Below are 18,814 nucleotides of genomic sequence, written 5' to 3'. Positions count from 1 at the left end.
ATGCTTGGCTCCGCCGCGTCGCTCACCCTGGTTACCCTGTTCGGCCTGGCGCTGGGCTTTGCCCGTGAGTGGCTGCTGGTCAGCGCATGGGGCGCTGGCGCGCAGAGCGATGCCTTCCTTGTCGCACTGTTTCTGCCGGAGGCGGTTCGCATGTCGCTGGCCGGTGGGCTGCTCAGTGCCGCTGCGTTGCCTCTTTATCTGGCCGAGGACGAGGTGGGGCGTCGTCGCTGGATGGGGGCGCTGTTGCCGCAGCTTGCGTTGATCGGTCTGGCCGTCGCGCTGCTGGTACTCGTTACGGCTCCATGGATTGTCGGTGTGATCGGCCTGGGCCTGAGCGATGCCGGGCAGGTCCAGGCAGGTGACACCTTGCGGCTGCTTGCGTGGTGCATACCGGGTTTCGTGCTGCATGCGCTGCTCAGTGTGCCGCTGCAGGCCAGTGAGCGCTTCGTGATGGCGGGATTGGGCTCGGTGCTGTTCAACGCACCGCCCGTGATCTATCTGGCAAGCATGGGGACGCAAAGCAGTGTCTCCGGTGTAGCCGAGGCCTGCGTGCTGGGCAGCGTGCTAATGGCCGGCTCGCTGCTGCCCTGGCAATGGAAACAGGGCTGGAGGCCATGGCGCAGCAACGGCTCCCTGCAGGCACTTCGGCTACTGGGGCAGCGCATGTTGCCGTTGGTTGGCAGCAACGCGGCGAGCCAGGGGCTTGCCCTGCTTGAGCGTTCAGTCGCGTCGCTGCTCGGGGAGGGCGCTGTTACCTGGGTCAACCTGGCCCGCAAGCTGGTGAACCTTCCGCTGGTGGCATTGATGAGCCTCAATCAGGTGCTGCTGGGCCTGATGAGCAGCCGAGCCGATACGCAGCGTATTCCTTTGCTCAGACGTGGGGTCGAGACGGCAAGCCTGCTCGCGTTGCCGGCCGGCATCGGCCTGGTGGGCGCCGCCCCTGCGCTGGTGGCATTGCTGCTGCCGTCATCGCTGGGGGCTGATCCGCTACCGGCGCTGCTTGCCTGGTTTGCCCTGCCGCTGGTGTTCGGTTGTTGGAATGCCTTGCTCGCCCGTTATGCCTATTCAACCGGCGACACGGTTCAGCCGCTGTACTGCGAACTTCTGGGCAGCGGCGTCAACGCGCTGTTGTTGCTGGCGCTGCCCTGGTGGCTGGGGTTGGCCGGTATACCGCTGGCAGCCGTGGCAGGCGTGCTGGTCACGGCCCTAGCGCTCATGCGCCGCCAGGCGCTTCTGGGCCAGTTGGCCTGGGTGCGGTACTGGCTGTGTGCGGGCTTGTTGCTGGGTATCAGCGCAGGAGGTCTTTTCGGCGTGGCAGACACCTGGTTGCAACTGGGGCTGACTACGCTGTTCGCGGCGGCGACGCTCGCCGGCATGGCATTGATACTGCGGCCCTGGCGTGCCGCCTGAGCGGTGCGGGTACGTCTCACGAACACACGAACAGTCAGAGCCCCGTAGCGGGCTTTCTTGAAGGGGAAGCAAGGTGGAGCAGCGCTGGATTCAGATGGATATCGCCAAGGGCGTGGGTATCCTGATCATTGTGTTCGGGCATGGATGGTTCGTGGCCAGCTCGCCGGATTTTCTCTATCCGCTGCTGGCGTCCTTCATTCTGCCGCTGTTTTTCTTTCTCTCCGGGGTTTTCTTCAAAACCACTGGTACCTTCGCTGAAACGGCTATTGGCAAGGCCGATGCCCTGCTCAAACCTTTCTTCTTCACGATGTTGTTGTATGTCGTGGTGCGTGATGTGTTGCGAGGGCAGCCCCTGCTACCGGATATCGTAGGCTTGTTCTATGCCTCGGTCAGCACACTGCCCTGGCAAGCATTGTGGTTCCTGCCGCACTTCTGGCTGGCAATTCTATACAGCTGGTTGTTGTTGCGCCTGCTTGAGTCGTTGCGGTGCCCCGCTCCGATCATGTGGCTTGTCGTGGTCGTTCAGATGCTGCTGGGAATCTGGCTGCTTGGCTGGTCGTGGCATTCGCCGGTCACCTTTTTTGGCCACTCCTATAGCATACCTGGGCTGCCGTTCAGTGCCGATGTTGTTTTTATCAGTAGCGCATACTTCTTGCTTGGCTATCTATTACGCTCGGCTCTGCGTGCACATAAAACCTCGTTGATAGGTCTATTAGTCAGCGTCGTATTGTTCGGCATGATTTTCTTTTTTCATCCCGTGACTATGGATTTGGCGCAACGACGTTATGATCATTGGCTGTGGACCACGTTGTTGGCGGTTCTGGGGGTGTATATCTGTTGGGCGTTGTCAGGTCTGATGACACATTGGAGCTGGCTTTCCAAAGCTATGACATATATCGGGCAATCGACTCTGATTATCCTGATCTTCCATGGTGAGATTCAAAACAAAAGCTTCGCCTTGCTGAGATGGTTTTCTGTTCCTGACCATTTAGGTGCCGCTATTGCGCTTGTGTTTACCGTGATTGTTTCCTTGCTGATTGGTGAATTTATTAAGCGATTTGGTTTTTTGCGTGTGATGTATTTACCTGCTTGGAAGAAAAAGAATAAGAAAAAATTGAAAAAGGCGACAGCCAGTCAGGCCTCAGAGTAAGCGAAGGGTTTTGTAATATTACGGTTGGATTCGAGTTGCTCCGGCTTTTTAGGTTTATTTGTTTAGGTCAGGCGGCCAAGGCCTGACCTGTTTGTTGTTTTGTTGCTAGCGGGGTTGGGCTCGCCTCCACAGGCGAAGTTGTCGTTTTGAGTTCAGGAGGCGTCGGTAGTTTTACTAGTTGTCTCGTGGCTCCTCCTAAGCGACAACCAGCCCGGCCTTGTACATTTAAGGGCCTTAACCAAGGCTTTGCTGTAATTATCGCCCGTACTGCCAAATGAAGGCTCGACGCAGTCTCTGCCAGCCGCTTGTTTTGGCGTTTAGAGGCATTCTGGCATGGCCGCTTGATGGATCAGTCCACCGACGCGCAGCATGGCGACCATGCTGAACGTGAAGTCTTGCTTCTAATAATGGTGCTGGCTGTCTAGCCGAGGTGAGCGGTGCAAAACGCTCGAACGCCATCACATACAGCTAACCAGCTAGGTCAAGGCATAGGGGAATCTGGGACCCAAAAGGCGTCGGTGAGGTAGCGATGGGGCGCTCGTCATGCACTCCGAGCTGCTGCGCTCGATATAGACGCCACGCCCCTCTTGTCTTCGGTGCGGCGTGCCCAGTCTTCGGCATCACGCTTGGTTCGGAAGGAATTGGAGCAGGTTGGCCAGCCAGTCTTGCGGATGACTGCTTTCCAGGTGTCAGAAGGGGTTTACGAGGGTCGCCATATGTTCTCCGAGGTGTACTCGGTACGGGGCTGTACCGAAACTCTACCTCGGGAACATATGAGTACGGGGTTAGGAAATTCCAAAGCCCGTAGGCTTGATGTAAATGGTGCCGGCACCAAGAGTCGAACTCGGGACCTACTGATTACAAGTCAGTGGGTGTAACGATACCCTCTGATTTACGAAACACTACAAGCCTATACAGGATGAGGCTTTCAGCCTAGTATTGCCTTAACGGGCTAACACTAAAATCGACCAAATTTGTTAGCCCGTGTTAGCCCGTGTTAGCCCGGTGTTAGCCCGGTGTTAGCCCGACACAGCAGAGGCAGGATCATGGCAAAGCTGAAATTCACCAAAACGGCACTGCTGGCGCTGCAACCGCCAGAGGCAGGAAGGCGTCTCGCCGTCTACGACACAGAAGTGCCGAAGCTGGCGATGCGGATCACTTCGGCCGGCTCCCGCACCTTCTACGTCGTGAAGCGCGCCGGCTCCTCGATTGCCTGGGTGAAGCTCGGCACCTTCCCCGAGATGACCGTCGAGCAAGCACGCGGCGAGGCGCAGAAGATCCTCGGCGATTTCGCCACCGGAGCCAACCCAGCCGCAGCGCGTCGCGCCATTCGCCAGGAGCCGACCTTCACCGAGATGCTGGCCGACATGCTCGCGCATAAGAAAAAGCGTGACGGCTCGCCGATCACCGAGCGCACCAGGAAGGACTACCTCGACACAGCGCGACTTCACATGGGGGCCATCGCCAACAGCAAGCTGTCGCACATCACCCGCTCCGAGGTGAAGGCGATTCATACCAAGGCGAGCAAGAAGAGCGCACGACAAGCAGACAAGGCCGTTGCCATCATTTCCTCGGTGTTCAACTACGCCGCCGATCATGAGCATTTCAGCGGTACCAATCCTGCCAGCCGCATTCAGAAGAACGCCGTGGTATCACGCGACCGCTTCGCCCAGGCCGCAGAACTGCCGTACCTGCTCGAAGCCATCGGCGAATCCAGCCTGAGTGACTTCTTCCTGCTGTCGCTGCTGACTGGCGCGCGCCGCTCCAACGTGCAGGCAATGGCCTGGCGCGACCTCGACCTCGACGCCCGCGTCTGGCGTATCGGCATGACCAAGAACGGCACGCCGCAGAATGTCACCCTGTCGCCCGAGGCCGTGGCTGCCCTGCATGCCCGCAAGCGCACGACCGGCACCTCGCAATTCGTGTTTCCTGGCGATGGCAAGACTGGCCACCTGGTCGAACCGAAGAAGGCATGGGCTGCGATCCTGCTACGCGCCAGCCTGCGCCGCCTTCTCGACCACTTAGACGGACTGGGCAAACTGACTGGCGAAGAGCGCCAGCAGGCTGAGCAGCAAGTCGCAGCAGCGCCAGCAGCCGCAGCGAAACGCTACCGCGCCCTTGCCGACTCGCTGGGCATCGACCCGGCGATCTATGACATGACTGATTTACGCATTCACGACCTGCGCCGCACCCTCGGGAGCTGGCAGGCCAAGACTGGCGCATCTCTGGCGATCATCGGCAAGTCGCTTAACCACAAGACCCACCAAGCGACGGCAATTTATGCCCGCCTCGACCTTGACCCCGTGCGCCAGTCCGTCGAGACAGCAACAGCGGCCATGCTCGAAGCCGCAGGCATCAAGCAACCTGCCGAAGTGGTGAAACTGCCGACGCGCAGCACGAAGAATTGATAGCGCAAGGAGGCGACCGTGGCGAACAACACCAATTTACTTTCAGACCAGCTTAGGGGACTGCAAGGCTTGATCGCATCCATGCCAGAAGATGACGCGATTATGCCTCTCTCCCAGTCATTCCTCGATAACGCCATCAGCGCCTTATCTGAACTTCAGAATGCGCACCCCCAGGCTTATGAGCAGGCAGAGCGGCTAGCCCTGTATCTCGCCAGCCTAGCGACCTGCATAGGGAGTCACTATGCGGGAGTGATCGCAGACCAAGCAGAGAAGGCTGGCGAAAACCGGCGAATCGCTAATACCGCGACAGAGCTATACGCCGACGTTGCCAGAGCGAAAGCCGCTGCATTTTGGGAGGCTGACTCACTTCGACAGGAGTATTCAGTTATGGAGGTGGCCGAGCAGGTTCGCGACATCATGCTCAGGGAAGGCTTTTCCATGGAAAACCAGAGCGGAAAAGAGAAACTGACATTAAGTCGAGTGAAGGGGTGGATTGCGTCATTTGCCCCCCAATACGCTCGCGAGCCCGGCAGAAGAAAAGCGAGCGAGTAGCATATTGCCGCGGCTTTGTAAATATTGAATCCGCAGCGGTTCGCAAATTTTAAAGCCCCGCCCCTTTCTCGAAGATAGCCCCGTCGGACCGATCCACACGGGGCTATTCCAAACATAGCCCCGCCGATTCAATCCAAACGGGGCTATTCACATGACCAAAACCCACGCCATAGACCTTGCCGCGCTCAAGGCAGAGATTGCCCAGCAGATCGCTGAGCAACTCGGCCTTGACCCGAAGAACCCGCCCGTTGCCATCGGCGACAAACAGGCATCCGAAGTTCTCGAAGTGAAGGCGACCACCCTGGCCGTCTGGCGCTCCACTGGCCGCTACAACCTGCCTTACCTCAAGGTCGGCCGCCTGGTGAAGTACCGCATCAGCGACCTTGCCGAGTTCCTGGCTCGCCGCACCACCAGTCATACGGGCGAGGTGGTCTGACATGAAAAAGACTGCAACCCCCGAAGTAAAGCGCTGCCAGTCGCTTAGTAAGTCGACTACCGAACCGCCTTCCAAGATCGCTCGCATCCTTTCGCACCTTCTGAGCGGCACCAGCACCAACCGCTTCGAGGCTGAACGGCTGGGGGACTACTGTCTGCCGTCCACCATTTCCGTGCTGGCGAACTCCTATGGCCTGGCCTTTCAGCGCCAGACGGAGAAGGTGCCGAACCGCTGGGGCAAGCCTTGTACCGACACCCGCGATAGCCTGCCGGAAAGCGAGTACAAGCGCGGCCGCGCCGTTCTGGCGGCGCTGACAGCCAAGCTTTAGGAGGTGAGCAATGAACGCACCTCCCTTTACCCCTACCTGTAACGCGAAAGGGTTCGCCGGCCAAGTTGTCGCCATCCGCTACTTGGAAGACGGCTTCCTGTCGTGCTTCCCGCCCGCCCCGCCTGCCGAACTGGCCGGGATGCTGCGAGGCGCTCTCTCGAACATTGTGGTGCTGGTGATTACCCACCATTACGAAAGCGACCAGTGTGTCCGGGCAGGCGATGACACCGAGCGGGTGAAGCCCCGCATTGGCGAAGTTCGAGACACAGCGAATCCGGGGCGCGCCTTCCTGCAAGGCATCGGCTCCCGCTTCGACAAGGAGTAACCCGAATGACTATTCAAAACGGCGTCCATGCGCCGAAGGGTTCGCTTTGCCCGGAGAAAGGCACTGCCGACCTACAAGGCATTATCGGGCCAGTCGCCAACCTGCTGCTGGGAGATCCCAATGCGGCACTCAGTAAACCTACCGAGCTGCGTTTCGGCTCGCATGGGTCGCTTGCTGTGGATCTGGAAAAGGGTGTCTGGCACGACCACGAAGAGGGCATCGGCGGCGGCGTGCTCGACTTGATTTCAAGAAAGACGGGCATCACCACCCGCGCCGGGCAATTGAGCTGGCTGGAGAAAAATGGACTGAAAGAACAGAAGCCGACTCAAAGTCCTGCAAGTCCTAAAGTCCTGGTTAAGCCGCAAATCGACATCACCTATGGCTACAAGGACGAGAAAGGCAGGCTGCTGTTCGAGGTAGTCCGGTTCGAGCCTAAAGACTTTCGCCAGCGCAGGCCGGACGGCAAAGGCGGCTGGATCTGGTCGGTTAAGGGCGTGCGCCAGGTTCCATACCATTTGCCGCAATTGATCGAGGCGAACCCTAGCCATCCGGTGTTCATCGTCGAAGGCGAGAAAGACGTGCTCCGGCTGGAGTCACTCGGGCTGGTGGCCACCTGCAACGCTGGCGGAGCCGGAAAGTGGCCGGACGAACTGAGCAAACATTTTGCCGACCGCCCCGTGGTCATCCTCCCTGATAACGACGAGCCTGGGCGCAAGCACGCCGACAAGGTAGCGCACGCGCTCGGCATAGTCGCGGCGGATGTGCGAGTGCTTTGTCTCCCTGGCCTGTCTCCTAAGGGCGACGTGTCCGACTGGCTTGATGCAGGCGGAACTGTCGAGCAGCTTCTCGAACTGGTGGCAGCGCCCGGCAATCACTTGCCCGAGGATGACGCGCCTACCGAGCAACACTTCGAGCCAGGCGACGAGGATGACGAAAAGCAGAGCCAGGCATCGCTGCTGGTCAAATTCGTCGAGCAACGCTTCGAGCTGTTCCACGACTCGAATAAAGACGTGTTTGTCCGCGACCGCAAGACCGGAGAAGTCCGCAGCCTGCCCAGTCGGCAGTTCCGCGATTGTCTGGTGGCTGGCTTCTACATGGACACGGGCAAGGCGCCCCGAGACCAGTCTATTCGCGAGGCAATAACCACCCTGGCCGGGCTTGGTCGGTTCCACGGCGAACTGCGTTCTGTTCACCTGCGCACGGCAGGCGGCAATGGAGAGTATTGGCTCGACCTGGCCGCCCCTGGCAGCAGCCGAGCCGTTCGACTTCGCGCTGGGCATTGGGAGATCGTCGAGGAAGTCGATATCGCCTTCGTTCGCCCCGAGTCTATGCAGCCGCTACCCGATCCTATCCCCGGCGGGTCTATCGACGCGCTGTGGAAGGTTGCCAACGTGCCGCACGGCTCCCGTCTGCTGGCCCTGACGTGGTTGATTGAATGCTTGCGACCGGAGACACCCTTTCCGGTAATGGAGCTGCTGGGCGAGCAAGGGAGCGCCAAGAGCACGACACAAATAGCCTTGCGCCGGCTGATCGACCCCAACGCCTGCGACCTGCGCGGGGCACCCAAGACAGTCGAGGATGTTTTCGTATCGGCCGGAGCCTGCGCAATGGTCAGTTACGAGAACATTTCTCACCTGCCGGCACCCATGCAGGACGCGCTTTGTGTGCTCGCCACCGGAGGCGGATTTGCCAAGCGCAAACTGTACTCAGACGCCGAGGAGAGCGTCATCACCGTCAAGCGCCCGATCATTCTCAACGGCATTTCCGCCGCTGTGACTGCACAGGATCTTGTGGACCGCGCCATTACCATCGAGACGCCCGTTATCACCGAGCGCCAGGAAGTAACCGGCCTGTGGCGTGAGTACGAGGAGAACCGTGCTCACCTGCTGGGCGGCCTGCTGGATATTGCGGCAAAGGCGCTGGCAGTTCTGCCGGACATGCGCATCACCGCCGATGACCGTCCGCGCCTAGTCGAGTTCGCACTCCTTGGAATGGCCGTCGCGCAAGCTGCCGGACACGCCCCCGAGGACTTCATGCGGGAGTTCGGCGCAAGCCGGCAAGAGAGCCTGGCGCGCACTATTGACGCAAGCCCTGTTGCGGCGGCTGTGGTGGACATGATCGAGGCGCGTCCGCAAGGCGTGACAGCACCAGCCAAGGAGATCTTGCTCACCCTGGAGCAGTACCGCCCGACCGGCTGCGACTCCTGGCCGCGCTCACCTAAAGGGCTTGGCGACGCACTACGCCGAGCCGCACCAGCGCTTCGGCAGTTGGGCATCGACTGCAAGTGCTTGGGCAAGATCGGCGGCGCGGTTAAGTGGGAGATCAAAAGAAAGCTACCGAAGCAAAGTCCTGCAAGTCCTGAAGTCCTGCAAAACACCCCAACAGCAGCCAAGCAGCAGGACAATAGGACATGCAGGACTTCGAGTCGGGACATATCCCCCGCCGAGGCTCCCGAGTTCGACGATGCCGACGCGGAGGTTTTCTAATGGCCTCCATCGACTTCCTGAGCAGCCGGGGGTTCAGCGTAAAGGCCAAGGATGGGCGCCTGATCGTTTCCCCATCCAGCAAGCTGACGCCAGACCTACGGCAGTACATCAAGCGCAATCGCCTGGTGCTGATCGCAGAGGTCGCCGCTAACGATGGCGAGATGCGGCGCACCGCCTGGGACGTGCTCATACCCAGCGGGGAGAAGTGCCGCATGGTCGGCCAGCCAATGACCTATTCCGAAGCTTTAGCCGCCGCTCGCTGGCGCTGGCCTAACGCCGACATCTTGGAGAACTGAAACCATGAATATCATCCGCACCCTGGCCGAGATCGGTCTCAAGCCAACCACTACGGCTCGCGACACCCTGACCATTGCTCGGCGCGTCTGTCGGAGTATGTGCGAAGCCCGTGCCCAGATATGCGCCGAACGCCGGGAGCTTCGACGCCAAGCCCGCAAGCTGCGCCAGTTCGAGCCGTTCACTAAGCTGGCCGCCGATACGATGGAAGAACAAGCACGCCACCACCGTGCCACCGAATGGGAGAGCCTGCGCCTTGTGCTGCTGAGTTATGGTCGGCTGATCGTGTTGGACCATGACGGCATCGCTGACGCCCTGGGCTTCGAGGCGCTGGCCGATCTGCTGAACATCAACCGCGTGGATCGTGAACGCGCGCGGCGAGAAGGCTGGCGCACTCTGTCCGACTTGGTGGCCGTTCACGATCTGGAGAGCGGCGCCGAACGCCGGAGCGATGAATGGGGCGCCGGTAGCCCGCTGTACGAGGCTGCCTTTCTGGCAGTTGCTGAGTTCATCCACATCACACCCACGCACCTGCTGCCCGACCCGTTCGCGCCCGGCGCAATGTTTGGGCCGAAGGCAAAGGTGGCGTTGCGCTTGGTCTAGCGACAGCGTGCCCCTAAGAGCCGATCCGTATCAGCATCACCGGCCCGATCAATGAAAAGCCTGGAGAAACCCATGGAGCAAAACCTGCGAATTGAACTGCGGCATGGCGAAGCCACAGAGCGAGCCTTGGCCCGCACCGTGACCAGCCCTGAATGCCTCAGTGCGTCGGTACTGACGATCTGCCAAAACATTCAACACACGCAGATCAACGAAATGATCAAGGAGCTTAAACAGCAGACGGCTGCGGTACAGAGCAACGACCTGTCGCGGGCAGAAGGCATGTTGATTGCGCAGGCTCACACCCTGGACGGCCTGTTCGCCAGGCTGACCACCAATGCGCTGACCAGCACCGATATGGACAAGCTGGAGCGTTACATGAAGCTGGCGCTGAAGGCGCAGAATCAGGCGCGGGCCACGCTGCAAACCTTGGGCGAACTCAAGGCACCGAAACAGGTGGCCTTCGTGAAGCAAGCCAATATCGGCAACCAAGTACAGGTCAATAACGCCGGCAGTCCCTCGCACGCGAGGAAAAACAAAAAAGCGCCAAACGAACTATTGGAGGTGGAGCATGGCGAAGGGTTGGACGCCCGAACGGCGGGCGCGGCAGGCGGAGCTGATCCGACAATGGCGCCCGTGGGAGCAAAGCACCGGACCGACCAGCGCTAACGGTAAGGCGCGGACTGCGCGCAATGCCTGGAAAGGAGGGATAAGGCCGCAGCTACGGGAGTTGGCTGCGTTACTCAGGGAGCAGGAGCGCTGGCGGCAGGAGCTTCTGTAAGCTCTACCCAACTCCGGATAGGCTGGCTCAAGCTCCGAGCCGGAAAGCTGGCAGGGAGAGCATCCGTACAGCGGCTCCGATAGCGAAGGTGGCATCTTGGAGCAGCAGGGCGTGAGCGGGTATCCGGCTGCTGACCGCCCGCATACTGGGTATCCGGATTAAGTGGTTGATGGGCCTTCCAGCCCCATCCAACCCTTAGTCCTTCCAGAAGGTTGATAGATCGACACCGAAGATCTTCTCAGGCTCGGGGAGTCCCATGTTGTAGGTCATGGTGGCTCTGCCCAGAAACGGGGATTCCTTGACTTGTGGCGCCTTCTTCTTGTGCTTGGTGGTATAGAGCATCCGGGCTCGCATTACCTCGAACGAATAGCCCCGGCCATCACGGTTTTTGTCCTTGGCTAGGCGGTTTATCGACTACGTGAAAGCGTTGGTGATCGGGATGTCGGTCTCAAAGTAGGTCAGCATCTCTTCACGCCAGCCACTGACGGCGCTGACGAGATCCTTCCAAACCTCCTTCTGCCCCTGGAGGGATGTTGTCAATCCAGGTGGCGAGAGCCTGTTCGGCACCACGCCGATTGGTACAGTCCCAGATATGGTAGAAGCGCTCCTTGTGCTCGTAAGCCGCCAAGAGCTGGGGGGAATGCTCCTGTCCAGGTCTCCATGATGAGCCGTTCGCGGTCTGAAACGTCGTGAGCGCGCTTCAGCAGGATTTTCCGGTCACCTTTGAGGGTCCGGCGCTGATTGGGCTTCAACTCCTTCCTTAGGCCTTTGCGGATCTTCTCTAAGGCCTCGTTGGCCATGCGCACGACGTGGAACTTATCGACCACGATACGGGCCTGTGGCAGCACCGTCTGGAAGGCGCGGCGGTAGGGCTTCCACATGTCCATGCTGACGATCTCGACCTGGTGGCGGTTGGCCATGCTCATGAGGCGTCTTGTCACCCTCTCTTGCTGACGACCGGGTAGCAGGTCCAGCAGGGTGCGCTCTTCCAGATTGGTTAGGATGCAGCAGAGCCCTTGGCAGCAGTCGTGCATCAGGAACGTACAGCTGGCTCATGAAGGCGTGCCGCCTTATCAAGGCCCAGGACGCGCCTATTCCGGAAGTCAAGCATGCGATAGCGAAGACGCTAGGCGATTCAGCGGCGGCGGCTGCCTGGTTGATGTCGTATTTCCGCCCAAATAAAGAGGGCGACACCGAGGAAGATCCATACGTCCGCTAGGTTGAACGATGGCCAGTGCCACTGGGCATAGTGAAAATCGAGAAAATCCTCTACGTAGCCTAACCGCAAGCGATCTGCGACATTGCCCAACGCGCCGCCGAGGATCGCACTGAGGGCGAGCCGATAACTCAGTACGCGTGGTGAACGCCAAAGCCAGTACACCAGTAATATCGAGATAACCAGGGCCAGTCCGATGAAAAGCGGCTGCTGCCAACCGCCGACATCCGCGAGAAAGCTGAAGGCCGCCCCCGTATTGTGGCGGTGGACCCAATTGAAGAAGGGTGCGGCAGGCACGCTTTCACCATGCGCTAGCATGGTGCTGGCAAGGTACTTGCTCGCCTGATCGACAAACAGTAACAGGAGCGAGAGCCACAGCCAGCGCATCGCCTTTCCCGGCTCGTGGGCTTTCTCTGCGAGCCGACTGCCATAAGTAGACATATCCCCTTCCTCCTGACCCAATCTAGAATTTGCTCGCTGCTAAATAACAAGCGTCATGTACCCAACCGATGATGCCGACGAATTCGACGGAGCAGGAGCAGGCCGAGTCCGAGTGCGGTCAGGCCAAGAACAGGCCAATCCCGCCAGCGCACATAAGGGGGCGCGCCAGTTCGCGGTGTCACTTCGGCGCTGAGGGTGGCCACTTCGAACTGCGGAGCACGCTTGAGCACTTTGCCCTCATGATTGATGGCTGCTGTGATACCGGTGTTCGTGGCTCGAAGAAGGTCACGTCCGGTTTCGATGGCACGCATGCGTGCCATCTGGAAATGCTGGAGGGGGCCGAGCGAGCTGCCGAACCAGGCATCGTTGCTGACATTCACCAGTAACTGCGCTTCGGGCAGAAGCTCAGTGACTTCGGCACCAAAGACCGCCTCGTAGCAGATGAGTGCCCCTACGGGCACCCCTGCTGCATTCAGGACGTGCGCTTCCCGTCCCGGTGTGAAGTCGGACATGGGCGCCCCGAGCACGTCGAGGGCCGACCCCAAAAGATCCCGAAACGGAACATATTCACCGAAGGGCACCAGGTGGCGTTTGTAGTAGAAGCCTGAGGGATCGGAGAGGCTTACCACGGCGTTGTAGGTACGGCCCTCCGCCTCGCGTACCGGGACGCCAATCATTAACGATGTGCCTGCCTGATCGGCTAACGCCTCAAGCTCAGCAAGATATGCTTTGGCCTGGTCATGCCACATCGGGATTGCCGCTTCTGGCCAGATCACGATATCGGCTCCGAGATGCTGCGCGGTAAGCGCCTGATAGCGCTCAAGTGTGATGTCCCGGTATCTCGGGTCCCATTTCTTGTCTTGCGCGATGTTTCCTTGCAAGAGGACGACATCGATCGGGTCAGCGGCTGGCTGCGTCCATTCACGATCCAGCAGTTGCAAGCCGGCGAGGGTAGCGACTAACACGGCACCGACTACCGCAGCACGGCGCAGGCTTGGCCCCTGGACAACCCAGGCAAGCCCGCCAGCGAGAAGTGCCACCAGTAAACTCACGCCAAGCACGCCAAAGACGGGAGCGATAGTGGCAAGTGTGGTGTCGGTCTGGCTGTAGCCAATGAAGAGCCAGGGAAAGCCGGTCAAGAACCAGGTGCGCATCCATTCACTCAGCACCCATGCCGCAGGTAGCCCTAGCCAGAGTGCCATTGCATCCATCTCAGGGCGCAGGCAGCGCACGAGGTACGCGACGCCCCATGGAAAGAGGGCGAGCAGCGAGACAAAGGCCGCCGTGACTAACACCGCCACCACGGGGCCATTGCCGTACTGGCTAATGCTGATAAAGACCCAGGAGACACCCACGCCGAAGTAGCCAAGGCCAAAGAGGTAGGCCGACCACAGCGCCTGACGCCTTGAAGACTGCGCGGTCAGGACAAAAAATGTTGCCAGAGCGATCACCGCAAGCCATGCCCAGCCCACAGGGGCAAAGGCAAGCGGCATGGCGCCTCCAGCAAGTAGAGCCATCCCCCCTGTCAGAAGCGGCTTATAGCGCACGCCCGTGTATAGGCTAGAGGGTAGCGCGCACTTATCACCCAATGCTCTCTCGCCTCCGAATCCAGGATCAACCCTGTGGCTCATGCTTTCTTGCTCCGCTTAATCAAGCTGCGTCAATTCATTCGGCCGGCTGGCCAGGGTGGCAAAGTGAATGTTTCTGGACTCGACTAGGTGCGCCGTAAGCTGGGAGCTGCTTCGTATTCGGCCAGCACGACAGTGGCTGTGTTGGGGAGCAGTACGTTAGCTTTGCGATACCACCCCTTCCAAGCCCGCTGATACCAGAACGAACAGGACGAAGCCGCCTATGAAAGCCAGCGGTGAGATGTGCGTATCGTCACCGCTCTCGTGAGCCTCGGAGACCATATCTTCGATGGCAGCGACCGTGAGAAGGCCTGCCGTGAACGTCAGTGCCGCTAGCTTAAATGCCTCCGGCTGGTTCCTGAGTACGAAGTAAGCAAAGACGGCTGCCGAGAGCACAGGAATCGCGAAGGAAGCAGAGAGCAGTATCCGCTTGCTACGAGGGATTCCTTTATCTTTCATGGTGGCGATCGTCGCAAAGCCCTCAGGAACATCGGCGAGAACCTGACCCGCCGCCAGGATTATCGCGACCGACGGTGAGACCGCCGACCCCGCCCCGATCAGGAGGCCATCGCTGAACAGGTCGATGGATACGGCGATATAGATCATCCAGACACTCGTCTGACCGCCTTCTCCCTGCTGGCCTTGTCGCTTCTGGAGACTCTCAACGAGCTTCTCGATACCTACGTAAGCAATGCCGCCCAGCGCGAAAGCGAGGGCGATTACCCAGGCTGAGAGGTTCTCTAGCACGCGCGGCATGATTTCAACCGCCACCACCGCAATGACGAGGCCGGCAGCGCCGTGAAGGGCGTAATTGAGACGGCGCCCGGTAGTTCGGGAGGCCTCCGCAGCGAGCCCACCACTAAAATTGCCTAAGGCGGGCAACAGCGCCAGGCCGAGTACCAGCCAGATACTATCCATCATCTTCCTTCCTTGGTTGATTCCTAGATACGCTACCTTGCTGGCTCCGAGCCTTCGCGCTATATGCTGTCGTTCAGGCCTAGCGCGCTTGTACAGCCACTTCGATCAAGTGTCCCAGGCATCGATAGCTGCGTACCGTGCAGCCTCACCCCTTGAGCGCCAGGATGCGCCGAGCGCCGTTGAGGACGATCAGGCCCACGATGGTACCGATAATCAGGTCAGGGTAGCTGGACCCCGTCCAGGCGACCAAGGCACCGGCGGCGATGACGCCCATGTTGATCACCACATCATTGGCCGAGAATATCCAGCTTGCCTTCATATGCGCGCCGCCTTCGCGGTGCTTGGATATCAACAGCAGGCAACCGGTATTGGCGATCAACGCGACGAAGGCGATCGCCATCATCATCAGCGATTCAGGCTCACTACCGAAAACAAAGCGTCGCACCACCTCGACGAGTACGCCGATAGCCAAAATCAGTTGCAGTACCCCTGCCAGATGCGCGGCACGTACCTGCATTTTCGCACTGCGCCCTACGGCATAGAGAGCCAGGCCATAGACGGCTGCATCGGCAAACATATCCAGGGAATCAGCGATCAGGCCGGTAGACTGGGCGATCAGGCCAGCAGTCATTTCCACCACGAACATGATCGCATTGATACCGAGCAACACGCGCAGAGTGCCTGACTCCTGCGTAGCAGAGACTGCCGAGCTCTCAGCGGCCTTGATCGTCTCTGGGTCGGCAATGACGGTTTCCTGAAGAGAGGCGCCTAGCCCCAAGGTCGCCAGTTTCGCGGTAATGGGCTCAGCCTCGCCGTCATGCACGACCTCCAATCGGCGGTTCGACAAGTCGAAGGACAGCGTTCGAATCTCATCAAAGCCGTTCAGCGCCAAGCGGATCATCCGTTCTTCTGAGGGACAATCCATCTTCGGCACAGCATACACGCTGACCCATTCCCCTGACGCTTCGGAGGAGACCGGCATATCGGTATCCGCTGCAGGCGTTGCATCGCAGCTACATGGGCCACCACAGGCTTTACTCACGATACGGCTCCAGTTAACCAACATAGATTGCTAGTATTAAAAACTATATAGCTACTATAAGGTCAATGGGAAAGATGATCCGTTGAGGAGTAAGCCTGATGCGCATTGGTCAGTTAGCCCAGATAGCGGGTATCGACACGCAGACGATCCGCTTCTATGAGCAGCAGGGCCTGTTGCCGCCGCCAGAACGGCAGGAGAATGGTTACCGTGTCTATACCGAGAAGCATGGCGAGTGGCTTGCCTTTATCCGCCGCTGCCGAATTCTGGACCTGTCACTGACAGAGATTCGCGAGCTACAGAGCTATCAGGACGACCCTCGCCAGCCTTGTACCGCCGTCAACGCCATGCTCGATGACCACATCTCTCATGTGCGGTCGCAGATAACTGCTCTGCAAGCGCTTGAGCAACAACTCGTTTCACTGAGGGCGAGTTGCAACGAGGGTCGGGAGATCAATGCCTGCGGCATCCTGACGGGGATCAGCGAGGAGAGCAAACAACAGCTGTATAGGGCTAGCTCAGGCCGTAAGGACTGAGCAGAGACATGCCGGACCTTGCAGTGACATTGTGAATGCATGGTGTGTTGATCGCGAAGCCTCACTGCGTATCTCGGCATGCGAACCTGGGCGTTGCTGCAAACTTGCAGGGGCCGTGAAGAAGAGTCGTCATCAACCAGGTAATCCGCTGAGCTGATGGTTGGTTCCGTCATCATGATATGAGCCAATCAACCAAAAAATCCGGATACCCTATATGTACTTGGCCCAGAAGCACGGCTGAATGCAGGGCTCTTTGTTTCTGGCCGGCTCTGCGAACCTGTCAAAACCTTACATTCCGGCATCGTGAATGCAGCGTGCGTATTTGTACCCACTGGCGGCGGGCTAGCCAGTGCGGCTTGTTGATTCGGGCTGTCGCCTTAGTTCGGCAATGACTTTAGGCGGGGAAACAGGGGCCGCTTGCCCGGCTGGTGTTAGCCCGGTGTTAGCCCGCCTCAGAAACTAAAAAGGCCCGCATCGCTGCGAGCCTTGATTTAGATGGTGCCGGCACCAGGAGTCGAACCCGGGACCTACTGATTACAAGTCAGTGTCAAATGCAGGTTTTCCACAGGTCGTATCAGCAAAATTGACAAGCCTTTATGTTATGTAAATGCATGAATATAAAGGGATAAGTCGATTTTACTGGGCTGCGTTGAAAAATCTAACCGCTGTTTAATCTTTAGTCAAATTCCTACCCCAAACCTACCCCATGGGCTATAGTCCTACCCCAAACCTACCCCGGAATTGGTCAGGAGCGGGCAGATGAAACAGCGCGTGGCGATGAAGGAGCACATCCTCCAACGGCTCAAGTACGACCCGCAAAAAGGCCGTCAGGACTACCTCGATCCGCCCATGCCCGGGCAGGGTACCTTCGGCGTGCGGGTCAACAAAACATGCATAAGTTTCATCTTGCTCTACAGCTTTCATGGCGACTCTCGGCGTCTGACCCTGGGCAAATACCCCGAGCTGTCCCTCGCTGAGGCGCGTGCTAAGGCCGCGCAGGCGGGGGAGCTGCTCAAGCAGGGCGTCGATCCTGGGAAGAAGAAGCTCGTCGAGTTGGTTGCGTACCGCACTAGCCCGACGCTCGAAGAGGCGATTGTCAGCTACCTGGAGTGGGCCGAAAAGAACAAGAAGTCGTGGCGTGAGGATGAGCGCATGCTGCGCAGCGAGTTTGTCCCCCACCTGGGCAAGACCAAAATTGCTGACATCAGGCGCAAGGAGGTGATTGCGCTGCTTGATCACAAAGCCAAAACCGCGCCGGTGCAGGCCAACCGCCTGCTGTCCGTGATCCGCAAGCTGTTCAACTTCTGCGTGGAGCGGCAGATTCTTGAGGCCACACCGCTGGTGAAGATGCCGCGTGTCGCCAAGGAAAAACGCCGCGAGCGCAGCCTTAACCGGCATGAGTTGGTGTGGTTTCTGCACCAGCTGGCCGGTGCCTCGCTGACAACCAATACGCGGTTTTCGCTGTTGCTGAGTCTGATGCTGGCGCAGCGTTCCGGGCGCATCGTCACCATGCGTTGGGTCGACATTGATCTCGACGATGTGATCTGGGACCGCAGTGGCCTGTTTGAAAAAAACGAAAACCCGATTGCCATTCCGCTTTCCGAGGATGTGCTGAGCATTCTGAAATACCTGCGTGAGCGGCAGGTTCAGAACGTGATGTCGAGTGACCCTGAGCGCTGGGCTGACAGTAGAAAATTGCCGAGCCCGGGGCAGTACGTGTTTCCGGGGCGCTGGCCCGCCAAGCCGCAGACACAGCCCTCACTCAACCGCGCCATGCGCCGCTTCTACGATGACTATCTGAAGGACCCAGAGCGTGTTGAAGAGGAGAGCCTGCTGCGGGTCGCAGACGGCTATCCGCGTCCGACCGTGCATGACTTGCGCCGTACGGCAACCACGCACATGTCCAAGCATGGCTTGGGCAAGGACGTGCGCAGTCGCATCCTCAACCATAAGGACCTGTCGGTGGATGCGATCTATGACCGTTACTCATACTTTGAAGAAAAGGCTGAGGCTCTCCAGGGGTGGCATGCCTATCTGAAGGGGTTGCTGCAGAAGGAGTTTGGTGACGTGGACTGGGTAGGGTTCTACGGGCGGCGCATGGAGGCCTCTGCACCAGATGATGAGGGGGAATAAAGCTATGTCCTGAGCAGCCTCGCTGCTGCGGGCGATCAGGGGCTGTGGGTCAATGATTAGCCCGAGCCGCCTCCCGACCCAGCCCCCAGGCTGGTGGCGCGGGGGATCGGTAGTGTCAGCGTACTCTGTCTCA

At 59.2% G+C, this 18,814-nt stretch carries 17 protein-coding genes and 2 pseudogenes; 13 read left to right on the top strand and 6 right to left on the bottom strand.

Translation table 11 applies throughout. From position 1 onward, the window contains the following. Both B3P22_RS19505 and B3P22_RS19500 read left to right on the top strand, forming a co-directional pair. Nucleotides 1-1,410 (top strand): lipid II flippase MurJ, encoded by a 1,410-nt coding sequence (locus tag B3P22_RS19505; protein WP_275546797.1) that lies wholly within the window; start codon nucleotides 1-3, stop codon nucleotides 1,408-1,410. 73 nt (nucleotides 1,411-1,483) lie between these two features. Continuing rightward, nucleotides 1,484-2,560 carry an acyltransferase family protein gene (locus B3P22_RS19500; protein WP_296272210.1) on the top strand — a complete coding sequence of 359 codons (1,077 nt, stop codon included), beginning with the start codon at nucleotides 1,484-1,486 and terminating at the stop codon, nucleotides 2,558-2,560. Nucleotides 2,561-3,084: 524 nt separating this feature from the next. On the opposite strand, the pseudogene B3P22_RS19495 reads toward B3P22_RS19500, so the two are convergent. After that, a pseudogene (locus B3P22_RS19495) lies at nucleotides 3,085-3,276 on the bottom strand (site-specific integrase); the annotation flags it as partial. A 330-nt stretch (nucleotides 3,277-3,606) separates the two neighbouring features. Between B3P22_RS19495 and B3P22_RS19490 the strand changes: the two are divergent. The 9 genes from B3P22_RS19490 (at nucleotide 3,607) to B3P22_RS19450 (ending at nucleotide 10,658) form a co-directional block, all read left to right on the top strand. Beyond that, the gene (locus tag B3P22_RS19490) at nucleotides 3,607-4,968 is read left to right on the top strand and encodes a tyrosine-type recombinase/integrase (protein ID WP_296272209.1); all 1,362 of its coding nucleotides are present in this window, start codon (nucleotides 3,607-3,609) and stop codon (nucleotides 4,966-4,968) included. Between the two features lie 18 nt (nucleotides 4,969-4,986). After that, the gene (locus tag B3P22_RS19485) at nucleotides 4,987-5,520 is read left to right on the top strand and encodes a hypothetical protein (RefSeq protein ID WP_141239068.1); all 534 of its coding nucleotides are present in this window, start codon (nucleotides 4,987-4,989) and stop codon (nucleotides 5,518-5,520) included. Nucleotides 5,521-5,671: 151 nt separating this feature from the next. Next, nucleotides 5,672-5,956 (top strand): helix-turn-helix domain-containing protein, encoded by a 285-nt coding sequence (locus B3P22_RS19480; RefSeq protein ID WP_095460805.1) that lies wholly within the window; start codon nucleotides 5,672-5,674, stop codon nucleotides 5,954-5,956. A 1-nt stretch (nucleotide 5,957) separates the two neighbouring features. Continuing rightward, the gene (locus B3P22_RS19475) at nucleotides 5,958-6,284 is read left to right on the top strand and encodes a hypothetical protein (protein ID WP_296272208.1); all 327 of its coding nucleotides are present in this window, start codon (nucleotides 5,958-5,960) and stop codon (nucleotides 6,282-6,284) included. A gap of 10 nt (nucleotides 6,285-6,294) precedes the next feature. Then, nucleotides 6,295-6,609, top strand: a complete 315-nt coding sequence (locus B3P22_RS19470) for a hypothetical protein (protein WP_296272207.1) — start codon at nucleotides 6,295-6,297, stop codon at nucleotides 6,607-6,609. A gap of 5 nt (nucleotides 6,610-6,614) precedes the next feature. Beyond that, nucleotides 6,615-9,095: a hypothetical protein gene (locus B3P22_RS19465; RefSeq protein WP_296272206.1), complete on the top strand. Its 2,481-nt coding sequence runs from the start codon at nucleotides 6,615-6,617 to the stop codon at nucleotides 9,093-9,095. Then, nucleotides 9,095-9,391 carry a hypothetical protein gene (locus tag B3P22_RS19460; RefSeq protein WP_296272205.1) on the top strand — a complete coding sequence of 99 codons (297 nt, stop codon included), beginning with the start codon at nucleotides 9,095-9,097 and terminating at the stop codon, nucleotides 9,389-9,391. Before B3P22_RS19465 ends, B3P22_RS19460 begins: the two co-directional genes overlap by 1 nt. A 4-nt stretch (nucleotides 9,392-9,395) precedes the next feature. After that, the gene (locus tag B3P22_RS19455) at nucleotides 9,396-9,992 is read left to right on the top strand and encodes a hypothetical protein (protein ID WP_095460810.1); all 597 of its coding nucleotides are present in this window, start codon (nucleotides 9,396-9,398) and stop codon (nucleotides 9,990-9,992) included. A 72-nt stretch (nucleotides 9,993-10,064) separates the two neighbouring features. After that, complete coding sequence (locus tag B3P22_RS19450) at nucleotides 10,065-10,658, top strand: hypothetical protein (RefSeq protein ID WP_296272203.1); 594 nt, start codon at nucleotides 10,065-10,067, stop codon at nucleotides 10,656-10,658. A 307-nt stretch (nucleotides 10,659-10,965) separates the two neighbouring features. On the opposite strand, the pseudogene B3P22_RS19445 reads toward B3P22_RS19450, so the two are convergent. The 5 genes and pseudogenes from B3P22_RS19445 to B3P22_RS19425 form a co-directional block, all read right to left on the bottom strand. Next, nucleotides 10,966-11,777, bottom strand: a pseudogene (locus B3P22_RS19445) (ISL3 family transposase); the annotation flags it as partial. A 128-nt stretch (nucleotides 11,778-11,905) separates the two neighbouring features. Further along, nucleotides 11,906-12,427, bottom strand: a complete 522-nt coding sequence (gene lspA, locus B3P22_RS19440; protein WP_008930575.1) for a signal peptidase II — start codon at nucleotides 12,425-12,427, stop codon at nucleotides 11,906-11,908. Between the two features lie 53 nt (nucleotides 12,428-12,480). Beyond that, nucleotides 12,481-13,920 (bottom strand): apolipoprotein N-acyltransferase, encoded by a 1,440-nt coding sequence (gene lnt, locus B3P22_RS19435; RefSeq protein WP_009686176.1) that lies wholly within the window; start codon nucleotides 13,918-13,920, stop codon nucleotides 12,481-12,483. Between the two features lie 294 nt (nucleotides 13,921-14,214). After that, on the bottom strand, nucleotides 14,215-14,976 hold the full coding sequence (locus B3P22_RS19430) for a ZIP family metal transporter (protein ID WP_009686175.1): 762 nt from the start codon (nucleotides 14,974-14,976) through the stop codon (nucleotides 14,215-14,217). Nucleotides 14,977-15,118: 142 nt separating this feature from the next. Then, complete coding sequence (locus tag B3P22_RS19425; RefSeq protein ID WP_008928737.1) at nucleotides 15,119-16,015, bottom strand: cation transporter; 897 nt, start codon at nucleotides 16,013-16,015, stop codon at nucleotides 15,119-15,121. Between the two features lie 98 nt (nucleotides 16,016-16,113). Between B3P22_RS19425 and cadR the strand changes: the two genes are divergently transcribed. Both cadR and B3P22_RS19415 read left to right on the top strand, forming a co-directional pair. Then, nucleotides 16,114-16,548 (top strand): Cd(II)/Pb(II)-responsive transcriptional regulator, encoded by a 435-nt coding sequence (gene cadR, locus B3P22_RS19420; RefSeq protein WP_008175821.1) that lies wholly within the window; start codon nucleotides 16,114-16,116, stop codon nucleotides 16,546-16,548. A gap of 759 nt (nucleotides 16,549-17,307) precedes the next feature. Next, nucleotides 17,308-18,681 (top strand): tyrosine-type recombinase/integrase, encoded by a 1,374-nt coding sequence (locus B3P22_RS19415; protein ID WP_038664511.1) that lies wholly within the window; start codon nucleotides 17,308-17,310, stop codon nucleotides 18,679-18,681. The last annotated feature ends 133 nt before the right edge of the window (nucleotides 18,682-18,814 follow it).

Source organism: Pseudomonas sp. UBA6323 (genome assembly GCF_002439135.1).
Taxonomy (GTDB): Bacteria; Pseudomonadota; Gammaproteobacteria; order Pseudomonadales; family Pseudomonadaceae; genus Aquipseudomonas.
The sequence above is the reverse complement of the archived record's forward strand: the minus strand, read 5'-3'. Positions and strand labels throughout refer to the sequence as shown.